This is a genomic window from Shewanella sp. SM69 (genome assembly GCF_025653985.1).
GTDB lineage: Bacteria > Pseudomonadota > Gammaproteobacteria > Enterobacterales > Shewanellaceae > Shewanella > Shewanella oncorhynchi.
Genome location: NZ_JAKKRV010000020.1, coordinates 70,360 through 93,056, shown reverse-complemented (window position 1 = coordinate 93,056; position 22,697 = coordinate 70,360). Strand labels below are relative to the sequence as shown.

Here is a 22,697-nt window from a genome sequence, read left to right as displayed (position 1 = left end):
GCACGTCGCTGTGGCTGTTGTTTAAGGTGTAGGTCCAGTTACCGTCGGCATCAATGCTGAAGAAACCGTAGTTGCCATCGGCGACATTGGTTTGCACTTGGAAGACCGCTTCGCCGTTGTCGACGTCGGTGACGGTTAAGGTGCCAGCCACCGTTTGTACTGTGCCTGGCAGGGTGTCGGAATCGCCGTCTTCGGTGACGGTGCCGGCATCGCTGTCGCCGTTACCGACCGTGATGTCAGCGGGATCGTCGACAGGATTAACATTAATGGTTAGCGTTGCCGTTGAACCAGTGTTAGTTGTGTAGGTAATGACAGGTACTTGGCCATTCCAGTTCGCATTAGGCGTGAAGGTGTAAGAGCCATCGGCATTGATGACTAAGTCGCCGCCTTCTAAGGAAGCGGTGGTGCCCGCTGTAACAGTATCACCGTTCACGGTGAAGCTGACCACAGATAGTTCATTATCCACATCGCTGTCATTGGTGAGCACGTTACCGGTGGCAACGGTATCTTCATCAACGGTATTAGTATCGTTGGCTAACGCAGAGGCATCATCAACAGGGGTAACATTAATGGTTAATGTGGCCGTTGAACCAGTGTTAGTGGTGTAGGTGATGACTGGTACTTGGCCATTCCAGTTTGCATTCGGCGTGAAGGTGTAAGAGCCATCGGCATTGATGACTAAGCTGCCGCCTTCTAAGACGACCGTGGTGCCTGCGGTAACGGTATCGCCATTCACGGTGAAGCTGACAACGGACAGGGTGCTGTCGATATCGGAATCATTATCAAGCACATTGCCTGTTGCTGCAGTGTCTTCTGCAACTGTGGCGCTGTCATTTGCAAGGATGGAAGGATCATCGACAGGGCTGATATTAATGGTTAGCGTTGCAGTTGAGCCCGTGTTGGTTGTGTAGGTAATGACAGGTACTTGGCCATTCCAGTTTTCATTCGGCGTGAAGGTGTAAGAACCATCGATATTTAAAACTAAAACACCATCTTCGAGAGTCACTTCTGTGCCTGCTGCGTAGGTGGTGCCGCTGATTTCGAAGCTCACAACACTTAGAGTGGAATCCACATCAGTGTCGTTATCGAGCACATTGCCAGTCGCTACAGTATCTTCATTGGAAGTGTTGCTGTCATTAGCAAGTGCTGAAGGTGAGTCTGCTGCAATGGTGAATTGTGGAATATTAACCGTCGTTCCAGTCAGTGCTTGGCCGCTTGTTGAGTAGCCTGAAGCTGCAATGGTTTCTGTGCCGCTACGGGCTAGAGTGACATAGCCCGAGTTACCATCACTGCCTGGTGTGTTGCCTGCTGCGGTTTCTGGTAGGTTCTGAGTTGGGTCTTCACCGGATGCAATAAGATCTTGTAATGCTTGAATTTCATCTAGGGCTGCTTCGTTAGCCGTGCCAGAGGCTGCTGCAGTAGTTTCGCTGGGCGCGACTTCATTTGATAGCTTAGTGCCATCATCGAAGGTAATTTCATAGGTTGCGTTTTCGCCAATATGGAGCACAGCACCTTTAGGGAGTTGTTCGCCATCCTTAGCGGGTTGATTTGAACCATCAACTTCGACATTGATTTGCCCTTTTACTAACTTAAGCAAACCTTTCTTTGATGTAATTACCGATCCCATAGTAAGCTCCCAACAGCCAAAGTGTGTTAATCCATAGACGCACAAGTCCAACAAATATGTCGCACTGTGATACAAGTGGTGGAATTTTAGCTAACGAAACGACTTAAGTCAATTTTTTGACGCGCTTGTGTCGCCTGTTCTTATGCGGTTTTACGGATCTTAATACGCAAAAGTGACAATTTTTAGACCTGTAACTAGATGTAGTAGCTATATCTATAAAAAGGGCCGTATTTAGTACTTTTTAACTCTAAGATTAAGCATAGTTATAAGAAATTAATCTGGATTGGGAGAGTGGTTTTTACGGAAAAGAAGCGACACGATCTAGTTTTTAACATTTTTGGCAAGTTAAGTGGGTTTTAATATGCCAGCATTGGCAAGTGCCGTGATCTTTCGTTACTCAAATCACGGCGACTAGGTTGCAGGCATTGTAGAACTACAGATTAACCGCCTGACGATAACTTTGATTTGCGTTACCTTGTTCGCCTAACTGTTCTTGAATCCGCGCAAGCGCCAACCAAGAGGCTTTTGTGGGTTCGAGTCGGCAAACATTTTGCCAGCAGGTTCTGGCTTCTTTCATATCCCGTGTTTGCTGATAAAGTTTAGCTAAGCACATCTGGTAGTCGGCATTATTCTCATGGGTGATTTCATGCTTGAGTAACTGCTTACGGATTTCTGTATCTTGGGCTGTCGTTATTTCTGGAATGACTTCTAAAAGCGCTGATTCAGGAGAAGTGCGTAATTTTTTCGAGAGTAGCTTCAGCGCTTGCTCTTTGCGATTAAAGCGGCATAAACCCACAGCATAAATCGCCAAAAACTCAGACTGATTGCGCTCACTGCGAGATAACCACTGCCAGCATTGTTCTAAGGCTTCTTCGCCTTTAATGGTTGCGGCTTTGAGTAAAGCGCAGTGAGTGATTACATTGAGTTCATTTAGCTGGGTGTCATCTAGGATCTGGCGCTTCTTCAAAATAGGTAACAATAGCTTGAGCGCATCCCAATCCTCTTGTGCTCGATATAACTCGAGGGCGAGTTTGAGTACCGGTGCTTTGCTCTTACTTGTGGGGGCTAATTTATCGAGCTCGGCGCGGGCTAAAGCTAACTCTCCTTGTTTTAACAGATATCGAGTACGCGTGGTTGCGACGGCATTCGCGGCCAGCGGTTGTGTTGCAGCACGGTCAAGATATTGATCACGCTCTGCTATTTTCTGTTGATATTGGGCTGCACGAGCTGCTGCAAGTAAATTAAGTGCAGGGAGTTCGCCATTATCGGCGCCTTTTATCATAGCGCGTTCCGCTGCTGGCCAATCTTCTTCTGCCAGAGCCAGTGCACCCATTAAGGTATGCTTTTTCGCGGAGCGACGGCGCCAGTGGCGAGGAATAAAACGGCTACGCAGCATGAGATTAATAGCGCTAATCACCAACCATTCTAGTACTTGGAACATGGCATAAAATACAATTAAGGCAATGATCCCAAAGACTAAACTGGTCTCAATCTGGTAGTCACCTGCCGCAATGTATACATAACCTGTGTTGCCCACCAACCAAGGGCTAATGCAGAGCCCTATTAGTATTATCCCTAAGAAAATTAATATCTTGATCATAATGGCACATCCTCTGATGAGGTCAGCTCACCATAGCTTGTCAGCTGTAATAGCAGAGGTTTTGCGGCAAAGGATTTCAGAGTAATAGGATCAAGTTCTAATGTCGCCAATTTATCGATTTTGGCGATGGCTTCAGCAGTGCTGTGATCTTGAGTATCAAAATAGGTTTGAATCCACTTACGCACCATCATTAATGATTGGTGATAAGCGACTCTGTCGTAGCGGTATAACGCAAGTTGAGATTGCAGCAGTTTATGACGAATGTTTTCAACCAGATACCACTGTTGCTCAGGAGCAAGTAAAGCGGGTGCATCGGCGGTTCTATGGCGTATGGTGATAAAGTCTTGGGTTAACGCTTTCCACGTCTTCCCTAAGTTGCTCTGCCAGTCATTTAAATCGCCAGTAATGTTTGTATCTTCAGGGGCATCGGTTTCTGCATCGCTGCGATTAAGTGGTAGCTTATCGAGTTGCTCAATTAAGGCATCGAGTGCTAATACACTACCATCAATATCTGTGGTTTTAATACTTGCAGTCGCGGCGATATCTTTTGCCAGAGCTTTACGAATAGGTAGCAAAGCGGGATTGTTCATGGCGGCGATGGTTTCATCCGCCGACTTTAATAGATCGGTGGCGGTGCGGGGATCTTTTTCTAACCAAAGTTTACGGCCCGCCATGTTTACTAGATATTCGGCTTCTGACGCCATCCAATGCGTTGGGCTGCGTTGGGCGAGTTTATTGATCCTGTCCTGTAGTTGATTTTGGTCTTCTGCCAATTTTGTTAATTCTTGATAGGTCTTAGCATCATTCAGTTGTTGCTGTTCAAGCTGGCCAATACGTTGGTTGGGTTGTAGCAGGGCTTGCTGTAATTGGTCCTGCAGGGCGATATTTTTCGCATCCTGCGCCAGCAGTTGCTGTTGCATCTGTTGGTACAGCATAAAACCACCGCCAAGGGTGCAAGCGGTTAAACCCAGCGCTAATAACACCCCAAAGCGAATCGCCCATGAACTTCTATTGGGTACTGCTGTTTGACTCGGCGTGCTTGAAGGTGTGGCTTTGGCTGTTTGGGATTCAGAAGATGGCGCTGAAGTTACGGGCGTGTCATCAGTCGTTATTGATGGTTCAATAATAGAGGTAGCCTGTAATTCAGGGCTCTTTGCGTCGTGCTTGTTGTTATCCATTTAACAGTCCTTGAAAACATGCTACTGCCGAAATTCGAGTTAAATTGGGCTAAATAGCGCTTAGAGTTTAAGGGCGTTTAGCACGGCTTTGCTGTTGGCGGCATTGGCATTGGTGACTTGGGTTATACCAAAGGCGTGAGCTTGAGCTTCTACTCGGTTACTTGGGACTATGATATGACATGAGCGCAGCCATGCAAATAACTCTTTTGGCACTAGATTAATCAGGTTATCCAGTACTTCACCGCTGGTGACGACAATAGTGTCGATGCCAAACTCTTGCCATTGTTGTGCGATCTGTTGTCCATTGAGTGGTGGACAAGCCCGTTGATATACTTCCCAATAGCGCACTGTTGCCCCGCGCTCAGCCAGTCGTTCAGCTAAGGCTTCACGGCCACCAACGCCACGTATGATCGTAATCTGCTTACCTTTAATATCTTGCAAAGGCGCAAGCGTGAGTAGACCTTCGGTCTGCTGACAATCATCTGGGGCTTCGAAGGCTTTAATGCCGAGTTGATTTAATGCTTCCCAAGTCGCATGACCTACGGCGAAATATTGAGCTTGAGGCCAGCCTTTTATTCGAGAATGAGCGGTTGTTAAGGCATAGTCGGCAAAGCTGACTGCATTAGCGCTGATACAGATAATCATATCGGCGTGTGCCAGTGGGTGCGAGTTATTCGTTGTGATGGGCGGCGTTGCTTCGACACACAGCAGAGGTGTAACCCAATGGCTAATGCCTTGTTGATTCAAGGCATCGATCATGGACTGATTGCGCCCTTCTGGGCGCGTCAGTAAGACTTTCATCGACTTAGGCTTTAGCGTAAACAGCGTCGAGTATGCTTTTTGCGCCTTTGCTCAATAGCTCTTCGGCAAGGGCAACCCCTAATTGCGTGGCGTCGGTTTTTGGACCTGTGATCACGCCTTCGATGATTTCACTACCATCAGGGTTACCGACTAGGCCGCGTAATGTCATCTCATCACCATTGATTTCGGCAAATGCGCCAATCGGCACTTGGCATCCACCTTCTAGGCGTGTGTTCATCGCGCGCTCGGCAATCACACGGTAGCGCGTTTCTAAATGTTCTAATGGTGCCAGTAGGGCCTTAACGCGTGCGTCGTTGGTGCGACATTCGATACCCACTGCGCCTTGGCCGTTGGCGGGCAAGGATTCTTCGGCAGAAATAAAGCTGGCAATCCGCTCAGACAATTTCAGGCGAATTAAGCCAGCAGCGGCAAGAATAATGGCATCGTATTCGCCGTTATCAAGTTTAGCTAAACGAGTGCCTACGTTACCGCGTAAATCTTTGATAATAAGGTCAGGGCGTGATGCGCGCAGTTGGCATTGACGACGTAGGCTCGAGGTGCCCACAGTTGCACCTAATGGTAATTCGCTGATCGATTTATATAAATTCGATACAAAGGCATCGCGTGGATCTTCGCGCTCGCAAATGACTTCAAGGCCTAAGCCTTCGGGGAAGTCGACTGGCACGTCTTTCATTGAATGCACCGCGATATCGGCAAGATCGTCTAACATGGCGACTTCAAGCTCTTTGACGAACAAACCTTTACCGCCCACTTTGGCTAGCGGCGTATCTAAGATAACGTCGCCTTTAGTGCTCATTGGCAGCAATTCCACCACAATACCGGGGTGAATGCGTTCTAATTCGGCTTTAACAAATTCAGCTTGCCACATGGCCAGCGGACTCTTGCGGGTTGCGATACGTATGCGGTTCTCAGACATGCCTAGTTTCCATCAAAGATCTTAGTTGCGCCAATGCTAACATTGGCAAATCGTTTATGTAAGGAAGCCGTATCGATTCTTTGAAGTTGGCGATGTTCTAGATACCGTGAAAGTGTGACTGGCTTCACGTTTAGTTGCTCGAGTTTGTAAAAGTGTTAACATGAGCACATTTCCCATAAGTGCTTAAGTGTTGTGTTTTTGAATGGATCGGCAAATACAGTTTCCTGATATAGCAGAAAGACTTAATAAGGTACGTATTGCACGCGCCCTAGCTTTGCTATCGCCGCTACAAAAACACTTATTCCATTTGATCCCTTTTTTAATTCACCAGAACGGTGTTCAGTATCCTGGCTATCATGCCGCCAATACGCCCTGTGGAATCAACGAGTATCAGGTTGGTGAGACTGAGTCCCAGGCCTGCGATGTGTTCTCGCTGCCTTTTACTACTCAAGAAGCGGATATCAATGCCTTTGAAGGCGTTTATGCGATGGGGAGTACTGGCAGTTTTGGCCAAAATGCCAAGAGCGATGTCGATGTTTGGTTAGTACATAGGGCCGATCTGTGTGCTGAGGATTTGGCGCTAATCAAGATTAAAGCGACTCGATTGACTGCTTGGTTTGCCGAGTATCAGTTTGAGGTGAATTTTTACTTAGTTCATCCGCAGCAGTTTTGTGGCGGTAAAGCCGTTCGTGGATGTCAATCAGCAATGGCCCATGAGCATAGCGGTAGTATGCAACATTGGTTATTACTTGAAGAGTTTTATCGCAGTCAAATTCGTTTGGCGGGTAAAACGATTGCATGGTGGCCAGACGCTAAACTCAATCCTGCGCTCTTGTCCTTAGGCGATGTACATGAATTACCTGCGAGTGAGTACTTTGGTGCTTCGTTATGGCAGCTCTACAAGGGCTTAGAAAAGCCCCATAAGGCACTGATTAAAGTATTGCTACTCGAGGCTTATGCCAGTGATTATCCCCATTCAACTCTGCTTTGTGATCACTTATGGCAGAAAACGCTCGCCGGTGATTTTTCGACTTCGAATGATGCCTATTACTCTATCTATGAGATTATCGAAACCTATTTACTTAAGCAGAATGATACTCGCCGACTAGAGATAGTGCGGCGCTGCTTCTATTTAAAATGTGGCGTGCACTTGAGTCGAACCCAAGAGGGCAAAGATTGGCGTTATCCTAAATTGCAACAGCTGGTGCAGGATTGGCAATGGCCAGATAGTCTGATTAGCACTTTAGACAATTGTGAACATTGGCATAGTGGCCAGCTCAATTGGTTTAACGAGCAACTGAATGAACTGTTATTAGCGAGCTACCAAACCTTACTACGCTTCGCATCGACACATGAGTTAAATGAAGGCTTGCGGATCGAAGATTTGGGAATGCTGACTCGCAAGTTGCATACCTATTTTAGTCAAGATGAAGACCAAATCGCTAAGCTGAATCTGCTGTGGAGTGCTTCAGTCGCTGAGTCCGAAGTGACTATGGTCTCAAGCTCCCGCGATCGTCAATATTATCTGTATCGACAAGGGCCTCAGCCACAAAATTTGTTAGGCGAGTCGGCAATATGTAAGGGAAAAACTCCTTCAGCCTTAATGATTTGGGCATGTTTAAATGGGATCTCGACGCCGAGTACTCAATGGCATGAATATGGTCAGAGTAAGGCAAAGTCGAAACGGCTTACCGAAGCTTCTAAGCGGTTACTGAATTTTATCGACCACGATTGGCGTGTATCTAAACGTGACTTATGCCAGCCATGGCATTTTCGTAAGCTGATTTTCGTGCTCAATCTGGATTGCGATCCCACCATTGAATGGCAAGGACAGGAAATGATGGTCGATGTGATGAATGCGAACGTGTTCTCACTCGGGCGTAAAAAAGCCAATATGCTTGGTGCGTTAGATGCGATTTGCTTGAATAGTTGGGGTGAATGGCAGTGTCATCGTTTCGAAGGCGATACGGCGGTATTGCAAGCCTTAGCCTTTGTGACGCCGGGGCTAAGACGAGCCAGTTTACCTGTGGATATGGATGTGATCAGCTGTTCACAGAAGTTACGCCCACAGCTTAAATTAGCAGTGAAAAATCTACTAAAACAAACTATGCGTTTGTGCCAACAAGTGCAGCAATCCAGCACCTTAGTGCAGCCACTGCAGATAAGTCGTACTCGCTATGGGATCTTTTTTAATCCCTTAGGTATGGCCTATCAGGACTTAAGCGATGCCAAGTCATTTTATCAACAGTTATCCCGCAGTCATCTTGTATTATTGCCGCGGCCTGAATTAGGTGACGATCCCTTCTCGAGTATGCCTAAAGTGGTGCAAAACTATGCGGCTAAAGGCGCGATTCAGTATTTTCTACGCCAACGGGTCGATAACTTGGATGTATTTATCCTCGATGAGGAAAATCAACTAAGCCATTACGTGCAGGCGGGATCAAACATGGCCGAGTTAGTAAATAAAGTGAGCCATCACTATGTGTTCGATGAGCATTATGCTTCACGGGCGCGGTTTAATATTCCGCAATTTTTCCATTTAGTGCGGGTAGCCGGAGAGCTAACGGTGGCGCCTTTCGGTATCGATGTTAGCGATCAAGACACTGAGTTTTAGCTGGTTTTTAACATAAATAATGGGAGCCAAGGCTCCCATTATTGTTTTGCACTACGACAGGCTTAGATTAGAAGCTAAGCTTAATGCCGCCTTGGCGCTCGATAGACTCTTGCACGAATGGCATAAACTCGCCGCCATTTCGTCCGTCCATCCATTTACCTTCAACAAAACCAAAGTGATATCCACCAAAGCGTGTGGCGACCCAAATCTCATGCAAAGGTTCTTGCTTGTTGATCACAATCTTAGAGCCATCAACAAATTCTAATTGCAATACGTTGCCACTGGCATCGATATCAAGATCGGCATCTTGCTCATCAATCGCAGTTTCAATCGCATTTTCTATGGCTTGGAACATGTCATCGGCGAGCTGGTGAAATTCTGTATCTGTCATGGCCATGCATTTCTGTCCTTTGCTTTCGTCAAGATGGGTGCGATTATAAGGCCATTAGTCACCAGATGCACAGATGTTGAGAAAAATGAGACTGTTTTTATTGTTATTGCTTGGTAGCCTATTCATTACTGCATGCGGCCAGAAGGGCCCCCTCTATCGATCTCCGGCCACAGAGGTGAATCAGCCTAAAAAGGTTGAGGCATCTAAACCTGATCCTGAAGTAGAAGAGATTAAAACCGAAATTCGAGCCATCGAAGTACAAAAAACACAACAATAATAGCAGCTATAACTATCATCACTATCGCAGCGATAAAGCGCAGTAAGGAATCAGACATTGGATCACTTTCTCTACCAACAAAATGCCCTGCACGCCGAAGGCTGCCAGGTCGCCGACTTAGCTCAAACCTATGGCACGCCGCTGTATATCTATTCCCGCGCCACGCTAGAGCGCCATTGGCATGCCTTTAATAATGCCGTGGCAGATCATCCACATTTGATTTGCTATGCAGTAAAAGCTAATTCGAACTTGGCCGTACTGAATGTGTTGGCACGTTTAGGCAGTGGTTTTGATATCGTTTCGGGTGGTGAGTTAGCAAGAGTGATTGAAGCGGGTGGCGATCCCGCTAAAGTGGTGTTCTCTGGCGTGGGTAAAACTGCGGCCGAAATGGAACAGGCACTTAATCTGGGCATTTACTGCTTTAACGTCGAGTCGAGCGCCGAGCTTGAGCAGTTAAATTTGGTCGCAGGTCGTTTAGGTAAAATGGCGCCAGTTTCCTTGCGAGTCAATCCCGATGTGGATGCGGGTACTCATCCCTATATTTCGACTGGCCTTAAAGAAAATAAATTCGGTATCGCTATGGATGAGGCCGAAACCGTCTTCGCCCGTGCCCATGCTTTGCCACATTTAAAAGTGAAAGGTGTCGATTGCCATATCGGCTCGCAATTAACCGAAATTCAACCTTTCCTCGATGCAATGGATCGTATGCTAGCGTTGATCGATCGTCTGGCTGAACAAGGTATCGTCATTGAGCATTTTGATGTGGGTGGCGGTTTAGGTGTGACCTATGATGCTGAAACCCCGCCGCACCCTGATGTGTATGCCGCCGCCATATTAGCGCGTTTGGGCGACCGTCAACTTAAGCTGATCTTCGAACCGGGCCGTGCGATTGCCGCCAATGCGGGGATTTTTGTTACTCAGGTGCTTTATCTGAAAGAAAACAGCGACAAGCGTTTTGCGATTGTCGATGGCGCGATGAATGACTTAATTCGCCCAGCACTTTACAGCGCATGGCAAAATATTATCCCAGTCGTGCCAAGGGACTCTGAGGCCTATGAGTTTGATATTGTTGGTCCAGTCTGCGAAACAGGTGATTTTTTAGGTAAAGATCGCAAGCTGGCTTTAGTGGCAGGGGATTTACTTGCTGTGCGTTCGAGTGGTGCCTATGGTTTTGCGATGGCCTCTAACTACAACACGCGTCCTCGTGCGGCCGAAGTCATGGTCGATGGTGAGCACGCTTTCTTAGTGCGTGAGCGAGAAAAATTGTCTCAGCTCTGGCAAGGTGAGCAACTCCTGCCGTAAACTAGAAAAATTATATTGATTCAGGCGCTTGGTTTCATACTTAATGAGCGGCGCCTCGGCTTAAAGGATAAGTATCTTGATCCAATTCACTAAGATGCACGGACTGGGTAACGATTTTATGGTGGTCGATGGGGTCACGCAGAACGTGTTCTTTTCGCCTGAGCAGATCCGCCGTTTAGCCGACCGTAACTTTGGCATAGGTTTCGATCAATTACTGTTGGTTGAGCCGCCCTATGATCCCGATTTAGATTTTCATTATCGCATCTTCAATGCCGATGGTACTGAAGTCGAACAATGCGGTAATGGCGCCCGCTGTTTTGCCCGTTTTGTGCGCAATAAAGGATTGACCAATAAGAGTAAAATCCGTGTTAGCACTTCATCAGGTAAGATGACTCTGCGTTTAGAGCGAGATGGTACAGTTACCGTGAATATGGGCGTGCCTATTCTTGAACCAAGTCTGATCCCTTTTAAAGCCAAGAAAGCCGAAAAAACCTATTTACTGCAAACACCACTGCAAACGTTTTTATGTGGCGCGGCTTCTATGGGCAATCCCCATTGTGTGCTCGACGTTGAAGATGTGGCGAGCGCCGCTGTTGCTGAAATTGGTGCCATGCTCACTAAGCATGAGCGCTTTCCCCGTGGTGTGAATGTGGGATTTATGCAAGTAGTAGATTCGGGCCACATTAAGCTGCGGGTGTATGAACGTGGTGCGGCCGAAACTTTGGCCTGTGGCACTGGCGCGTGTGCGGCCGTGGTTGTAGGTCAAGTGCAAGGGAAGCTCGGCCAGCAAGTGCGGGTGGATTTACCCGGCGGTACTTTAACCATCAACTGGGAAGGCGAGGGGAAACCTTTGTGGATGACGGGTCCAGCGCAGCATGTTTATGATGGACAAATTCAGTTATGACAGAGCCCTTGATGCCGCAGACGAATGTGCCCTTTGATGAGTTGATTATTCGCGAGTATCTGCTTGATAATCCTGATTTTTTCAATCGCTATCCCGAGCTATTGCTGGCAATGCGTCTGCCCCACCTGGAGCGCGGCGCCATCTCTTTGGTGGAACGTCGTCAAGAAATGCTACGCCAGCGAGTCAGCCAGTTGGAAGAAGAGATCACCAGTCTGTTAACGATGGCGGCGCGCAACGAGAAAATTTACCAATTCAATACTGAGTTATCCTTCCAACTACTGAATTGTGCCGATCTAGTGTCACTCAAAGAAATCTTAGCCGACAGTTTAAAATTACAGTTTAATTTCAGTCATGTGCGTTTGATCAGCGTTCTCGATGCCGATATGAAGGCAATATGGGATCAAAGGCTGCATAAAGGTCACTATTTTGGTCGGCTAACGCAACAAGAAGCCAAACGGTTATTTGGTAGCGAAGTGGGCTCGGTGGCACTGACTAAATTGTCGGAAGACAACCCAGTGATTTTTGCCATTGCTAGTCAAGATGTCACCCATTTTCATCCTGATATGGATAACATGCTGCTGGAACAGTTGCGGCGTTTACTGGCGCATATGCTTGCAAAGCTGTAACGGTCGTTGAGCTATAGTGCTCACCCAAAGCTTAGCAAAACCCACGAGGAAACCGATATGAGTACGCAAACAGGCGAAGTGTCGGCATTAAATACTCAATGGTTACAAACCTTTGAATGTTATCTGAGTACCGAGCGACAGTTGTCTGCCCATACAGTACGGAATTACCTTTACGAGCTTAATCGCGGTAGCGATCTCTTGCCCGAAGGCGTGCATTTACTCAATGTGAGCCGCGAGCATTGGCAGCAAGTGTTAGCCAAATTGCACCGCAAAGGTTTAAGCCCGCGATCGCTTTCTCTGTGTTTATCGGCAGTAAAACAATGGGGTGAATTTTTGCTGCGCGAAGGCGTGATTGAGCTTAATCCCGCCAAAGGCTTAAGTGCCCCCAAACAGACCAAACCTCTGCCGAAGAATATCGATGTCGATGCCATCAGTCACTTGCTGGACATTGAAGGTACAGATCCGCTGAGTCTGCGTGATAAAGCCATGATGGAATTGTTTTATTCCAGTGGCTTACGTTTAGCAGAACTTGCCGCGCTCAATTTATCCAGTGTGCAATACGATTTGAAAGAAGTGCGAGTCTTAGGTAAAGGCAATAAGGAGCGTATCGTCCCTGTCGGTCGTTTAGCGATTACTGCGCTGCAGAATTGGCTCAATTGCCGAAAGCAGATCCCCTGTGAAGATAACGCCTTATTTGTGACTGAAAAAGGCAAGCGACTTTCCCATCGCAGTATTCAGGCGCGCATGGCTAAATGGGGTCAAGAGCAGGCATTATCGGTGCGAGTACATCCCCATAAGCTGCGCCATTCCTTTGCCACTCACATGTTAGAAGCGAGCGCCGACTTGCGGGCGGTGCAAGAATTATTGGGTCATGCGAACCTAGCGACCACGCAAATTTACACCAGTTTGGATTTCCAACACTTAGCTAAGGTGTATGATAACGCCCATCCTAGAGCGAAAAAAACACAGGATAAATAATGCGTTGCTATCTTAGACCTCAACATATTCAAGCGATCAGTTTCGATCTCGACGATACCCTGTACGACAATCTGCCGCATATTTTAAATGCCGAGGCTGAGCTGGCGACGTTTCTGTTGCAGACTTATCCATTATCGCAGGCGTGGCAACCCCATGATTGGCGCAGGCTAAAACTGCAACTTTTGCAACAAAATCGTGAGCTCGCCCACGACACCAGCGCAGCACGTTTAGCTACGCTTCGCCAAGGTCTAATACAATTAGGGTATTCGTCGACTGAAGCCGAACGCGGCGCCGAGCAAGGATTAGCATGCTTTTATTTTTATCGCAGCCATTTTCAAGTGTCTGACGAAGTGCTCTTATTACTCAAGCGCTTATCGCAGCATTTTAGATTAGTCGGGATCACCAATGGCAATGTGGATGCCGAGCGGATTGGTTTAGGTGATGCCTTCGAGTTTGTGTTGCATCCAGGTAATGGCGTGCATATGAAACCCGCTAAAGACATGTTCGAATTGGCCTGCTCGCGATTAAACATTGCACCGCAACATTTACTGCATGTTGGCGACAGTATGAATGCCGACGTTCGTGGTGCTCGATTGGCGGGGTGTCAGTCTGTGTGGCTAAATCCCAGTTTTGGTCGAGTCGATTCCTTACCGATAGCCGCCTTGTTGCCCCATTTAGAAATAGCCTCCCTCGACGCTTTGACAAAAGTATTGGCTATCGACGTAAACTAACTTAGCGTGCATTTTTAATCTGTATCTTTGGGTGATTGAGATCAAGGTTTGCCAGCCAAATTTGCACTAAAGTTAAGTTTTATATCACTAAAGTCACTGACTAAGGCTATTTTATGGCGCGTATCGGGTTGTTATTACTGCTCACTTTATGTTGGATCGCGCCGGTATCGGCCCATGAGATCCATTCAGGTGGCGGTTTCATGTCGGGTTTTAACCATCCCGTATTGGGCTTCGATCACTTGCTGGCTATGCTGAGTGTGGGCATGTTGAGCACCCAGCTCGGTGGCCGCGCGATTTGGACTGTCCCCTTAGCATTTGTCACCTTTATGTTAGTGGGTGGGATTTTAGGTTTATATGCGATTGCTGTTCCCTTTGTTGAAATAGGTATTGCCCTCTCTGTGTTGTTGCTCGGTCTTGCCATCGCTTTTGATCGTCAAATCCCGTTGTTATTCGCTATGGCCTTTGTGGGCGTATTCGCGATTTTTCATGGTCACGCCCACGGCGCTGAAATGCCGGAATTGGCTAGCCCAGTCCTGTATGCCCTAGGATTTTTATTTGGTACAGCAGTCATCCATTTAGGCGGCGTAATGATAGGCCTTGGAATGCAGCGGATGACAGGGCAACGCAATTTAATGCGCGTTACTGGCGTGGCGATTGCGGCCATGGGCGGCTATCTATTAGCAGGTTTTTAACGTAATAACAGGACGTTAGATTTACTGGATTAACGCGCCTTGAGTTGCTTCATGCAAAGATGGGCGCGGCGTAGCAGTAGATTGACTTGTCGACGGCTTGCATGCATGTCGGCATCTCCTACCCTAAAATAACTCCCAGTGTAAGGATCGCTGCCTACGTAGATAGGTTTGAGCTGCTCAGGCGCCAGCGGTACGCGGATACGAATGAGTTTTTTGTTCATAATTTCAATAATCTGTACATCCGAGATCGCTAAAAGATTGTGACTCGTGCGACTCGGGTCATCGAGGATTTCCCAAAATTCTTGCAAGACGGGAAGGGGGTTGGGAATGCCTTCAATACTGAAATGGCCACGCTCTTCCCGCACACCTAGGATGATCTCGCCACCCAAGGTGTTGGCAAAAGAGCTATAAGTCGCCCAAATGTCTTCGGGTAATTGACCTTGGCCATCGCGGCCACCTGCGAGTTTAAATTCTACTTGGGCCGACTCGTGCAAATTGGCAATATCATCGAGTGCAAATGATTGAAATGTCATGGCAGCTTATCCGTCAGCGACACATGACTTGTTGTAGCACGTCAACAATTGAAAGGCCAGACTTAGGTCTAGCCTCAAGGTTAAGCGGATAATCCGTAATTTGGAGCCGCTACGGGATAAACATTTAATCAATTATTGGGTGAGACCCAATGCCTTAGGAAATAGAATATTGTTTTCTACGTGAATATGCTGATGTAAGTCCGCCTCAAATTCCGCCAGAGTGGCATAACAAACACGCCATGTAGTGCACGCATATTCAGGTGGTGTGAAGTCGTTAGTGAGCTCGTGTAATTTTTGCAAAATCAAACCGACTTCTTCATGCTCATGTTGCATCGCATTGATGGGGTTGCCAATATGGCCAAAGCAAGCCTCAACCTGCTCTCCATGACTCATGGCGCGGATCGCCGGAAACAGTATTTTTTCTTCCTTCATTAAATGCGGCATTAAGTCTTCAACTAAGGCTCGTACCCAACCTGCAAAGGGAACGATTTCGGCATAGTGCTCACCGTGAGCGCGAATCATTTTCTCGGAATATTCGACCAATAAAGGGGCTTTTTCGCGCACGTATTGATGGTGCGTTGATTCTATATATTCGATAAGTTGATCTAAGGGTAATTGATTTAATTCATCTTCTTTGCCACCAGTAAGTGTTGCGGCATTCAGCGCAGCAACCACTTTTGCAGGATCTACATCTGCACGCTCACAGGCGACCACCAGTGATTTACCCCCGCCACAACAAAAATCGATACCAAATTGACTAAACACATGTGCGCGGCGAAAGTCTTCCGCCACTAGCTCACCAATTTTTCGTTCTAGCCAATGATTGTGTTGAGAATTAAACCCATGGGGTGGGAGTTGTGCATCTTTTGAGACAGACGTAGCAGACATGAGTAGCTCCAGAGCAGCAATAAATTTACATTCATATTATTTGCAGCTTTTAATCGTGGCAACTAAACCTGACTAAAATACTCAGGATTTGCCGATGATGTCACAGTTAGACGAGCGAAATATCTCTTAAGGAGTAGAAGGGTATTGCTTTGATTGGAAATGAGATTGGAGCTGTGAGTTATCAATATTCTATAGGAGGTATGCAGTTGTGGTTTGCTGAGAGGCTTAGTTTGTTGTGATGAGCGATGCAGTTAAGTTAGAGAGAGGTGTGTTGCACCTCTCTCAGCGGGTCTTGCTAAGCTACTGTGAGTAATGATTACCCGAGTTGTCCCGCAATCATAAGTTCTTTTGTTTCAGGGACTTCATTATAGGATAAAACATGAAGTCCACGGGCGAATGCTAATGCGTAACGTGCGAGGAAAGGCCTGAGTTGCGGTGAAACAAGTAGGATAGGGTTATAGCCTTTCTCTTTTGTCTCCGCGAGTAATTGGGGCATTCTTTGTTGTAGCTGCGCCAGTAGATTAGGTTCGATAGGGAAACTATCCAATGCAACTCGGCCCTGTTGTTGCGATTGATTTAACGCTGTCATTAAGGTTTGTTCTAATTCTGCGGTCAGCGTAAGTACATTCAACTGCGGACTGCTGCCTGCGATTTGATGCAAAATACTATTGCGTAAAGCGCAGCGCACATCGGCGGCGAGTAGAACGGGATCTTTGGTTTGCTCGCTGCATTCCAGCAAGGTCGTTGCTATGGTGCGTATGTCTTTTAGCGGCACTTGCTCTTTGAGTAACAAGCGGAAAACTTTGAGTAACTGAATGGGGGTTAAACAGGTACTGAGTGATTCCGCCAGTTTGGGGGCTTGCTTACTGAGCCTGTCAGTTAATTGCATAATATCATCATGTTGCAATAGTTCAGGCAGTGATTCGCGCAATAACTTACTGACATGAGTGGCAATGATTGTCGCATTATCGACGACCGAATAACCTAAATTGAGTGCTTTGGCTTTTAGTTCAGGCGTAATCCAAATCGCATCCATTTGGTAAGCGGGTTCCTTAGTTAAAATCCCATCAATTTTGCCGTACACAGGACCACTTTTTATTGCTAACAGTAGATCAGGCTCTAATTCGGCGATAGCCACTTGAGTGCCCATAAAGTTAATTTGGTATGCATGTGGTGCTAAGGCTAGATTGTCGCGCACTCTCACTTCCGATAGCAGAAATCCGATTTGTTCTGAAAGAGTACGTCTGATCCCTGTTAGGCGTTTTTGTAATTCTGCTCCTTTGGTTTTTTCGACTAGATGAACCAATCTATAGCCTAATCGTACTTCGATGATGTCGGTAAAAGGCAGGGATTCCCAGCTTGGCGCTGAAGGTTCTGTCAGGCTGGTTTCTATGAGTTCTTCAGTTTTCTCTTCAGTAAAGGAGGCCTTATTCTGGTTTTGTTTCCACGCCGCAAAGCCTAGTAGTATTGCAAAAGATAAAAATACCAGTGCTGGCATGCCCGGGGTGATACCGAGAATCGCCATCACAATGGCTGCAGTGGCTAAGGTTCTCGGGTTAGCCAGTAACTGTCGACTCAATTGGGTCGGCATTTCTTCTGCATCAGATACCCTAGTCACAATAATTGCGGCAGCAGTGGCGAGTAGTAATGATGGAATTTGTGCAACTAGACCATCACCAATGGTTAATAGTGCATAGGTTTTAAAGGCTTCTGTTGTACTCAGATCATGCATAAAGATGCCTATGCTGATCCCGCCAATAATGTTGATGGCTAAGATCAAGAGTCCTGCGATGGCATCCCCCCTCACAAATTTTGAGGCTCCATCCATGGAACCATAAAAGTCTGCTTCTCTGGCGACATCTTGGCGACGTAGGCTGGCTTGTTCGTGTGTGAGTGTGCCAGCATTGAGATCGGCATCGATCGCCATCTGTTTACCCGGTAGGGCATCCAATGTAAATCGCGCCGATACCTCAGAGATCCGCTCGCCACCCTTAGTGATTACAACAAAGTTAATAATCATTAGAATTAAGAAGATAACCGCACCGACGACATAGTTTCCGCCAATAACGACTTCACCGAAGGCTTGGATCACTTTACCCGCAGCATCGCCTCCTTCATGACCTTCAATGAGTACTACGCGCGTCGATGCAACGTTTAAGGTCAAACGCATTAAGGTCGCAAGGAGCAATAAGGTTGGGAATACAGAAAACTCTAATGGTCGCCGGATCGAGACGCTCACCAGCAGCACCATGACGGCAAGGACGATGTTAAATGTAAACAAAATGTCCAGTAGCCATGCAGGCAGCGGTAAAATCACCATTGCCAGAATAGCGAGCAGCATGACTGGAATGCCGATATAGCTGTAATTTCCTGAAAAGGTGCGAGAAAGCCAATTCATAGGTTAAGCAATCCTTTAATCGTGACGTAAATTAGGGGGAATAAAAAAATGTGGTAAAGGCTCAGGTTTCTGCTGTAAGCCCTTACGAGATGCTTTTATTTGCATGACGTAACTTAATACGTGCGCTATGGCGATAAAAAGGGCACTGGGTATCTGTTGATCGACTTGCGTTGAATGATAAATAGCCCGCGTGAGCGGTGGGATATCAATAATTTCAATATCATGTTTTTTAGCGAGTTCTCGCATATAGAGGGCGAGTTCTTCGGTGCCTTTAGTGATGACGTAAGGCGCATCCGCTAAGTCAGGATTGTATTTTAATGCCACGGCATAGTGAGTGGGATTAACCAAGAGAACATCCGCTTTTGGAATGGTGGTATCTGCCCTAGAGCGAGCCATTCGTTGCTGTATTTGGCGGATTTTAGCTTTAATCTCTGGCTTACCTTCTTGCTGGGTATGCTCGTCTTTGACCTCTTGGCGTGACATACGTAATTCTTTGCTGTTATGCCAATATTGGTAAGGCACATCAATAAAGGCGATCACGAGTAGTCCAGTACCAAGATAAAACATGCCTTGCGACAGTAGATTGATGCCATCACGAACCGCTTCATCAATAGGGCGTTGATTGTAGCTAAGTAGTTCTTGTAAGTGACCATTCAAGAAAACCAACATAATTCCGATCAGTAACACAATCTTTAGGCATGACTTGAGTAACTCAACAAGAGATTGAGCGGAAAATATTCTTCCGACACCGGCAAGAGGATCGATTCGACTGTACTTAAAATTAGCATTTCCAAAATTAAATATCGGCCCCCCAGGCAAGGCTCCTGCAACTGCGGCCAACAGAGCAACCATGATGAATAGTGGGCCTAAGATACTTAGCATTTCGACTAGGCTGGCGCCAAGATGGCGCATCATGATGTCTGGTTGATCTAACTCTGCTCGGGTGAGCAGCATATTGTATTTAGCTAATCCACTGACTCTCGTCGCAAACCAATCCGCATTACTGGTCAGCATGGCAGAGCAACCAACGACCAGTGCTGCGGAGGCAAGATCTTTAGATCGTGGAACTTGGCCTTCTTCTCTCGCTTTACGCTTTTTCTGCGGTGTAGCTTTTTCTGTTTTATCTTGTTGGGGTGTTTTACTCATGAGATCCCTCCGATAAATTGGTACATGGCAGTTAATGCGTCTAAGCACAGATCACTGTAACGAGTTGGAATGCCGCTTAACGAAAGGAAGACGCAAATCAAGCCCATCAACAAGGTCATGGGAAACCCGAGCGAGAAGATGTTTAATGACGGCGCAGCGCGGCTTAATACACCAAAAGTGATGTTAACCATTAACATGGCGAGTACTGCGGGTATGGCGAGCATCAGCGATGCAGCAAATAGCCAGCCCATTCGACTAACCAATCCCATTAGCGGTAAGTCAAAAATCCCATTTCCAATTGGCCATAAACGAAAGCTATCAACAATGATGTTGAGCCCGACTAAATGACCGTCAAGAGCCAGAAAAATCAATGTACCAAAGATTTGTAACCATTCACTGAGAATGGGGTTGGTGTCGCCATTAGCGGGATCGTTCATCACCGCCATCGCTAGACCCATCTGCATCGACATAATAGTGCCAAGCATGGTCATCACATGGATTAAAATGGTTAAAAATAGCGCGAGCATAAATCCAGTCAGTAGTTGCTCTATGGCTAAAAACAATGCTCCAAGCGAGAGCGCATCGACAGCGGGAACGGGTGGCAGCATAGGTGCAATAAGCGCTGCAATACTTAAGGCAAGAAAAATTCTTACTGTTGCAGGCACATAGGAATTACCTAACAAGGGCATTATCATAAATGCCCCCATGATCCGGCAGAATGGCCACCAAAGGCTGCCGATTAACATGCTGAGTTCGGTTGAGGTGAGGGAAAGCATATCAACCGATAATATGAGGAATATTCATAAACAGCCTGTCAAATAAATCACTTAGCTGTTGTATGAGCCAATGGCCTGAAAACAGAACCATAAGTAGAGTAATGATAAGCCTTGGCAGAAAACTCAAGGTTTGTTCATTGACCTGTGTCGCAGCCTGAAATACCGCAACGATTAAGCCTAGAATGAGTCCAGGTGTCACCAACACAGAAACCATGATGATGACGAGAAACATTGAGTCAGCAAAGAGCGAGGTCAGTTCATTGATGTCCATCTAGCTACCCAAAACTTGCGGTTAAGGTGCTTACCGTCATAGCCCAACCATCGACTAATACAAAAACCATCAGTTTAAATGGGAGAGAAATAATTAACGGTGACAACATCATCATCCCCATAGACATGAGGACACTTGCGACAACCAAGTCGATAACTAAGAAAGGTAAGAAAAGTAAGAAGCCAATTTGGAAAGCTGTTTTGAGTTCACTCAGTACAAATGCGGGCATAAGGACAAAAAAGGGGACTTCCTCTGCTGCTTTCATGTGTGTGGGTTCGTTAGCTATTTTCAGCATTTGCTCAAGATCAGTTTCTCTTGTCTGCGCCAGCATAAATCGAGTTAAAGGGACTTTGGCTATTGAGACAGCCTCCATCAATTCGATCTTACCTTGGTCATAGGGCAAATAAGCTTCCTTATAAATTTTGTCTCCCACTGGGCGCATAATAAAGATAGTGAGTACTAATGCTATCCCAACAAGCACTCGGTTAGGGGGACTTTGTTGTAGTCCGAGAGCTTGTCGGAGAATTGCTAATACAATGATAATACGAGTAAAACTGGTTAGCATCATCAGCATGATGGGCAAGAAACTAATGGCCGTCATGAGCGCTAAAATTTCGAGTTTAATGTTAACTGCTTGACTGTCTTGAGCGCTATCCAGTGTGAATAAGGTCAGTCCTTCCGATGCGAGGGCTTGGGGAGCAAACAATAGAATCGCCAGTAACAATACCCGAACTATCATTCGTTACTTGTCCCATCGAGAGTAATGCTCTCTATTTCCAGCAAACGTACGCCATATCTGCCTGCCACTTCTACGACTTCGCCTCTTCCTAATAGTGCTCCATTTACTCTGATATCCAGCGGTTCACCCACCATACGGTCGAGTGCGATAACATCACCTTCTCCCATACGATTCAGTTCGCCTAAAGACATTTCAGCACTGGCCAGTTCGAGAGTAACTTGAACAGGAAGTTGTTGAAAAAAATTATTATTTTTCAATTTACGGTTATGGGTGTCCGGCTTTGAAAATGCTCTCTCAGAGAAAATATCGTCCTCTAATAGAAAATCATCATCCGATAAAATAGATTGTTCAGCCAATGTCATGCTCCTCATGCTGATAAATATCTTGGGTCAATTTCGCTACCATCTGTCCTTCATGACTATGCACAGAGGCATGAAATAGCGGTGTGTTTCCGATTGATAACAAGGTTTTTGGATAGAGATTAATAGGTAAAATATCCCCAGTTTTTAATTGGCTGAGTGATTGCACCGGGATGCTATGTTGCCCTAATGTCAGCTGCATTTTTATGGGGAGACTTTTTAGCCAGACGGCTAGTTTTGCGGGTAAATCCGCAGATACTTCAGATTTCTTAGGCTGTTCGGCCAGATGCCCCAGTAAATGCTCAGTTAAACAAAAGAGCATTGGAGGGGTTAGTGGGCCATTGGTAAAATTGAACGACCATACTGCCGATACTGCGAGTGGCATATGGCCTTTTATGAGCTCAACTTCAAGATTATTGGTTTCGATCGTGCTATTAGGTAGCTCCTCCACTACGGAAAGTAGCAACTTTTTGGCTAACCTAAATTCAGATTGGCTGGGGTTTCTCAAAGGAGAACTTAATGGTGTTGAGGTATTACCGTAATAATTACTCGCCAATTGATCGAGCGTGCAGCGATCAATTCTCCAATAACCGAGGGTATTTTGATGATGTTTTAATACAAACCATGAATAGCAATGTTCTGGAACGACAGGTGTTCTAGGTTCTGTTAACGTTGACCCCGAAACAGCGGGATGACCCTGTCTTAGTAGCGGAGATAGGATATTATTTATGGCATCGATAAGTGGACGATGTAGCTTTTCTAGCTGTTGCAATAATCGCGTTCTCGCTAGCTTTTCTTGAACTAGCATAATAGGTCTAATTATTTCATTGGAATTTGATTTTATAAGCCTAGCTTTCGCCGTCGTCTTCATTGTTCTTCCTATTAAACGTGTTTTTACTACTAGAATGCTGCTTGGCTACCTCCGTGAT

23 protein-coding genes are annotated in these 22,697 nt (G+C 46.4%); 8 read left to right on the top strand and 15 right to left on the bottom strand.

All coding sequences use genetic code 11. The features are described from left to right. The 5 genes from L5M37_RS20925 to hemC all read right to left on the bottom strand — a co-directional run. The coding region (locus L5M37_RS20925; protein ID WP_263201754.1) for a retention module-containing protein at window positions 1–1,627 on the bottom strand (1,627 nt) is incomplete at its 3' end. A gap of 433 nt (window positions 1,628–2,060) precedes the next feature. Next, window positions 2,061–3,227, bottom strand: coding sequence for a heme biosynthesis HemY N-terminal domain-containing protein (locus tag L5M37_RS20920; protein WP_212601586.1), 1,167 nt, complete (start codon window positions 3,225–3,227; stop codon window positions 2,061–2,063). Next, on the bottom strand, window positions 3,224–4,405 hold the full coding sequence (locus tag L5M37_RS20915; protein WP_263201753.1) for a uroporphyrinogen-III C-methyltransferase: 1,182 nt from the start codon (window positions 4,403–4,405) through the stop codon (window positions 3,224–3,226). Before L5M37_RS20915 ends, L5M37_RS20920 begins: the two co-directional genes overlap by 4 nt. A 60-nt stretch (window positions 4,406–4,465) precedes the next feature. Next, window positions 4,466–5,206 (bottom strand): uroporphyrinogen-III synthase, encoded by a 741-nt coding sequence (locus tag L5M37_RS20910; protein ID WP_263201752.1) that lies wholly within the window; start codon window positions 5,204–5,206, stop codon window positions 4,466–4,468. A gap of 4 nt (window positions 5,207–5,210) precedes the next feature. Continuing rightward, window positions 5,211–6,143: a hydroxymethylbilane synthase gene (gene hemC / locus L5M37_RS20905; RefSeq protein ID WP_131523367.1), complete on the bottom strand. Its 933-nt coding sequence runs from the start codon at window positions 6,141–6,143 to the stop codon at window positions 5,211–5,213. 202 nt (window positions 6,144–6,345) lie between these two features. On the opposite strand from hemC, the gene L5M37_RS20900 reads away from it, so the two are divergent. Continuing rightward, the gene (locus L5M37_RS20900; RefSeq protein WP_263201751.1) at window positions 6,346–8,757 is read left to right on the top strand and encodes a class I adenylate cyclase; all 2,412 of its coding nucleotides are present in this window, start codon (window positions 6,346–6,348) and stop codon (window positions 8,755–8,757) included. A gap of 67 nt (window positions 8,758–8,824) precedes the next feature. On the opposite strand, the gene cyaY is transcribed toward L5M37_RS20900, so the two are convergent. After that, entirely contained in the window at window positions 8,825–9,154 is a 330-nt protein-coding gene (cyaY, locus tag L5M37_RS20895) for an iron donor protein CyaY (RefSeq protein ID WP_105250439.1), read from the bottom strand. 79 nt (window positions 9,155–9,233) lie between these two features. Between cyaY and lptM the strand changes: the two genes are divergently transcribed. From lptM to L5M37_RS20860, 7 genes are all read left to right on the top strand, one after another. Further along, window positions 9,234–9,425, top strand: a complete 192-nt coding sequence (gene lptM, locus L5M37_RS20890) for an LPS translocon maturation chaperone LptM (RefSeq protein ID WP_173496190.1) — start codon at window positions 9,234–9,236, stop codon at window positions 9,423–9,425. A gap of 57 nt (window positions 9,426–9,482) precedes the next feature. Continuing rightward, complete coding sequence (gene lysA / locus L5M37_RS20885) at window positions 9,483–10,727, top strand: diaminopimelate decarboxylase (protein WP_263201750.1); 1,245 nt, start codon at window positions 9,483–9,485, stop codon at window positions 10,725–10,727. Between the two features lie 76 nt (window positions 10,728–10,803). Beyond that, the gene (gene dapF / locus L5M37_RS20880; protein WP_105250436.1) at window positions 10,804–11,631 is read left to right on the top strand and encodes a diaminopimelate epimerase; all 828 of its coding nucleotides are present in this window, start codon (window positions 10,804–10,806) and stop codon (window positions 11,629–11,631) included. After that, window positions 11,628–12,257, top strand: coding sequence for a DUF484 family protein (locus L5M37_RS20875; RefSeq protein ID WP_173496192.1), 630 nt, complete (start codon window positions 11,628–11,630; stop codon window positions 12,255–12,257). Before dapF ends, L5M37_RS20875 begins: the two co-directional genes overlap by 4 nt. Window positions 12,258–12,314: 57 nt before the next feature. Then, window positions 12,315–13,235, top strand: coding sequence for a tyrosine recombinase XerC (xerC, locus tag L5M37_RS20870; RefSeq protein ID WP_263201749.1), 921 nt, complete (start codon window positions 12,315–12,317; stop codon window positions 13,233–13,235). Next, the gene (locus L5M37_RS20865) at window positions 13,235–13,966 is read left to right on the top strand and encodes an HAD-IA family hydrolase (RefSeq protein WP_168825913.1); all 732 of its coding nucleotides are present in this window, start codon (window positions 13,235–13,237) and stop codon (window positions 13,964–13,966) included. The genes xerC and L5M37_RS20865 overlap by 1 nt, the downstream gene beginning before the upstream one ends. 113 nt (window positions 13,967–14,079) lie before the next feature. Then, the gene (locus L5M37_RS20860) at window positions 14,080–14,658 is read left to right on the top strand and encodes a HupE/UreJ family protein (protein ID WP_105250432.1); all 579 of its coding nucleotides are present in this window, start codon (window positions 14,080–14,082) and stop codon (window positions 14,656–14,658) included. Between the two features lie 29 nt (window positions 14,659–14,687). Here the strand turns inward: L5M37_RS20860 and L5M37_RS20855 are convergent, their stop codons facing one another. From L5M37_RS20855 to L5M37_RS20815, 9 genes are all read right to left on the bottom strand, one after another. Next, window positions 14,688–15,191 (bottom strand): helix-turn-helix domain-containing protein, encoded by a 504-nt coding sequence (locus L5M37_RS20855; RefSeq protein WP_105250431.1) that lies wholly within the window; start codon window positions 15,189–15,191, stop codon window positions 14,688–14,690. A 132-nt stretch (window positions 15,192–15,323) separates the two neighbouring features. Then, window positions 15,324–16,079, bottom strand: a complete 756-nt coding sequence (gene ric / locus L5M37_RS20850; RefSeq protein ID WP_263201748.1) for an iron-sulfur cluster repair di-iron protein — start codon at window positions 16,077–16,079, stop codon at window positions 15,324–15,326. 316 nt (window positions 16,080–16,395) lie between these two features. Beyond that, entirely contained in the window at window positions 16,396–18,477 is a 2,082-nt protein-coding gene (gene flhA, locus L5M37_RS20845) for a flagellar biosynthesis protein FlhA (RefSeq protein ID WP_113940840.1), read from the bottom strand. A 15-nt stretch (window positions 18,478–18,492) separates the two neighbouring features. Continuing rightward, on the bottom strand, window positions 18,493–19,623 hold the full coding sequence (gene flhB / locus L5M37_RS20840; RefSeq protein WP_263201747.1) for a flagellar biosynthesis protein FlhB: 1,131 nt from the start codon (window positions 19,621–19,623) through the stop codon (window positions 18,493–18,495). After that, on the bottom strand, window positions 19,620–20,399 hold the full coding sequence (fliR, locus tag L5M37_RS20835) for a flagellar biosynthetic protein FliR (RefSeq protein ID WP_263201746.1): 780 nt from the start codon (window positions 20,397–20,399) through the stop codon (window positions 19,620–19,622). Before fliR ends, flhB begins: the two co-directional genes overlap by 4 nt. Window position 20,400: 1 nt before the next feature. After that, window positions 20,401–20,670 carry a flagellar biosynthetic protein FliQ gene (locus L5M37_RS20830; RefSeq protein ID WP_006083412.1) on the bottom strand — a complete coding sequence of 90 codons (270 nt, stop codon included), beginning with the start codon at window positions 20,668–20,670 and terminating at the stop codon, window positions 20,401–20,403. Between the two features lie 4 nt (window positions 20,671–20,674). Further along, window positions 20,675–21,409 (bottom strand): flagellar type III secretion system pore protein FliP, encoded by a 735-nt coding sequence (gene fliP, locus L5M37_RS20825; RefSeq protein ID WP_219235566.1) that lies wholly within the window; start codon window positions 21,407–21,409, stop codon window positions 20,675–20,677. Then, the gene (locus tag L5M37_RS20820; RefSeq protein WP_131523384.1) at window positions 21,406–21,765 is read right to left on the bottom strand and encodes a FliM/FliN family flagellar motor switch protein; all 360 of its coding nucleotides are present in this window, start codon (window positions 21,763–21,765) and stop codon (window positions 21,406–21,408) included. Before L5M37_RS20820 ends, fliP begins: the two co-directional genes overlap by 4 nt. Continuing rightward, on the bottom strand, window positions 21,758–22,576 hold the full coding sequence (locus tag L5M37_RS20815) for a FliM/FliN family flagellar motor switch protein (protein ID WP_263197074.1): 819 nt from the start codon (window positions 22,574–22,576) through the stop codon (window positions 21,758–21,760). Before L5M37_RS20815 ends, L5M37_RS20820 begins: the two co-directional genes overlap by 8 nt. Window positions 22,577–22,697: the final 121 nt, after the last annotated feature.

What these genes read in the sequence shown, in the direction of transcription:
- L5M37_RS20920 (WP_212601586.1), bottom strand. Translation starts at nt 3,227, where the DNA reads ATGATCAAGATATTAATTTTCTTAGGGATAATACTAATAGGGCTCTGC.
- L5M37_RS20915 (WP_263201753.1), bottom strand. Translation starts at nt 4,405, where the DNA reads ATGGATAACAACAAGCACGACGCAAAGAGCCCTGAATTACAGGCTACC.
- L5M37_RS20910 (WP_263201752.1), bottom strand. Translation starts at nt 5,206, where the DNA reads ATGAAAGTCTTACTGACGCGCCCAGAAGGGCGCAATCAGTCCATGATC.
- hemC (WP_131523367.1), bottom strand. Translation starts at nt 6,143, where the DNA reads ATGTCTGAGAACCGCATACGTATCGCAACCCGCAAGAGTCCGCTGGCC.
- L5M37_RS20900 (WP_263201751.1), top strand. Translation starts at nt 6,346, where the DNA reads ATGGATCGGCAAATACAGTTTCCTGATATAGCAGAAAGACTTAATAAG.
- cyaY (WP_105250439.1), bottom strand. Translation starts at nt 9,154, where the DNA reads ATGGCCATGACAGATACAGAATTTCACCAGCTCGCCGATGACATGTTC.
- lptM (WP_173496190.1), top strand. Translation starts at nt 9,234, where the DNA reads ATGAGACTGTTTTTATTGTTATTGCTTGGTAGCCTATTCATTACTGCA.
- L5M37_RS20875 (WP_173496192.1), top strand. Translation starts at nt 11,628, where the DNA reads ATGACAGAGCCCTTGATGCCGCAGACGAATGTGCCCTTTGATGAGTTG.
- xerC (WP_263201749.1), top strand. Translation starts at nt 12,315, where the DNA reads ATGAGTACGCAAACAGGCGAAGTGTCGGCATTAAATACTCAATGGTTA.
- L5M37_RS20865 (WP_168825913.1), top strand. Translation starts at nt 13,235, where the DNA reads ATGCGTTGCTATCTTAGACCTCAACATATTCAAGCGATCAGTTTCGAT.
- L5M37_RS20860 (WP_105250432.1), top strand. Translation starts at nt 14,080, where the DNA reads ATGGCGCGTATCGGGTTGTTATTACTGCTCACTTTATGTTGGATCGCG.
- L5M37_RS20855 (WP_105250431.1), bottom strand. Translation starts at nt 15,191, where the DNA reads ATGACATTTCAATCATTTGCACTCGATGATATTGCCAATTTGCACGAG.
- ric (WP_263201748.1), bottom strand. Translation starts at nt 16,079, where the DNA reads ATGTCTGCTACGTCTGTCTCAAAAGATGCACAACTCCCACCCCATGGG.
- flhA (WP_113940840.1), bottom strand. Translation starts at nt 18,477, where the DNA reads ATGAATTGGCTTTCTCGCACCTTTTCAGGAAATTACAGCTATATCGGC.
- flhB (WP_263201747.1), bottom strand. Translation starts at nt 19,623, where the DNA reads ATGAGTAAAACACCCCAACAAGATAAAACAGAAAAAGCTACACCGCAG.
- fliR (WP_263201746.1), bottom strand. Translation starts at nt 20,399, where the DNA reads ATGCTTTCCCTCACCTCAACCGAACTCAGCATGTTAATCGGCAGCCTT.
- L5M37_RS20830 (WP_006083412.1), bottom strand. Translation starts at nt 20,670, where the DNA reads ATGGACATCAATGAACTGACCTCGCTCTTTGCTGACTCAATGTTTCTC.
- fliP (WP_219235566.1), bottom strand. Translation starts at nt 21,409, where the DNA reads ATGATAGTTCGGGTATTGTTACTGGCGATTCTATTGTTTGCTCCCCAA.
- L5M37_RS20815 (WP_263197074.1), bottom strand. Translation starts at nt 22,576, where the DNA reads ATGCTAGTTCAAGAAAAGCTAGCGAGAACGCGATTATTGCAACAGCTA.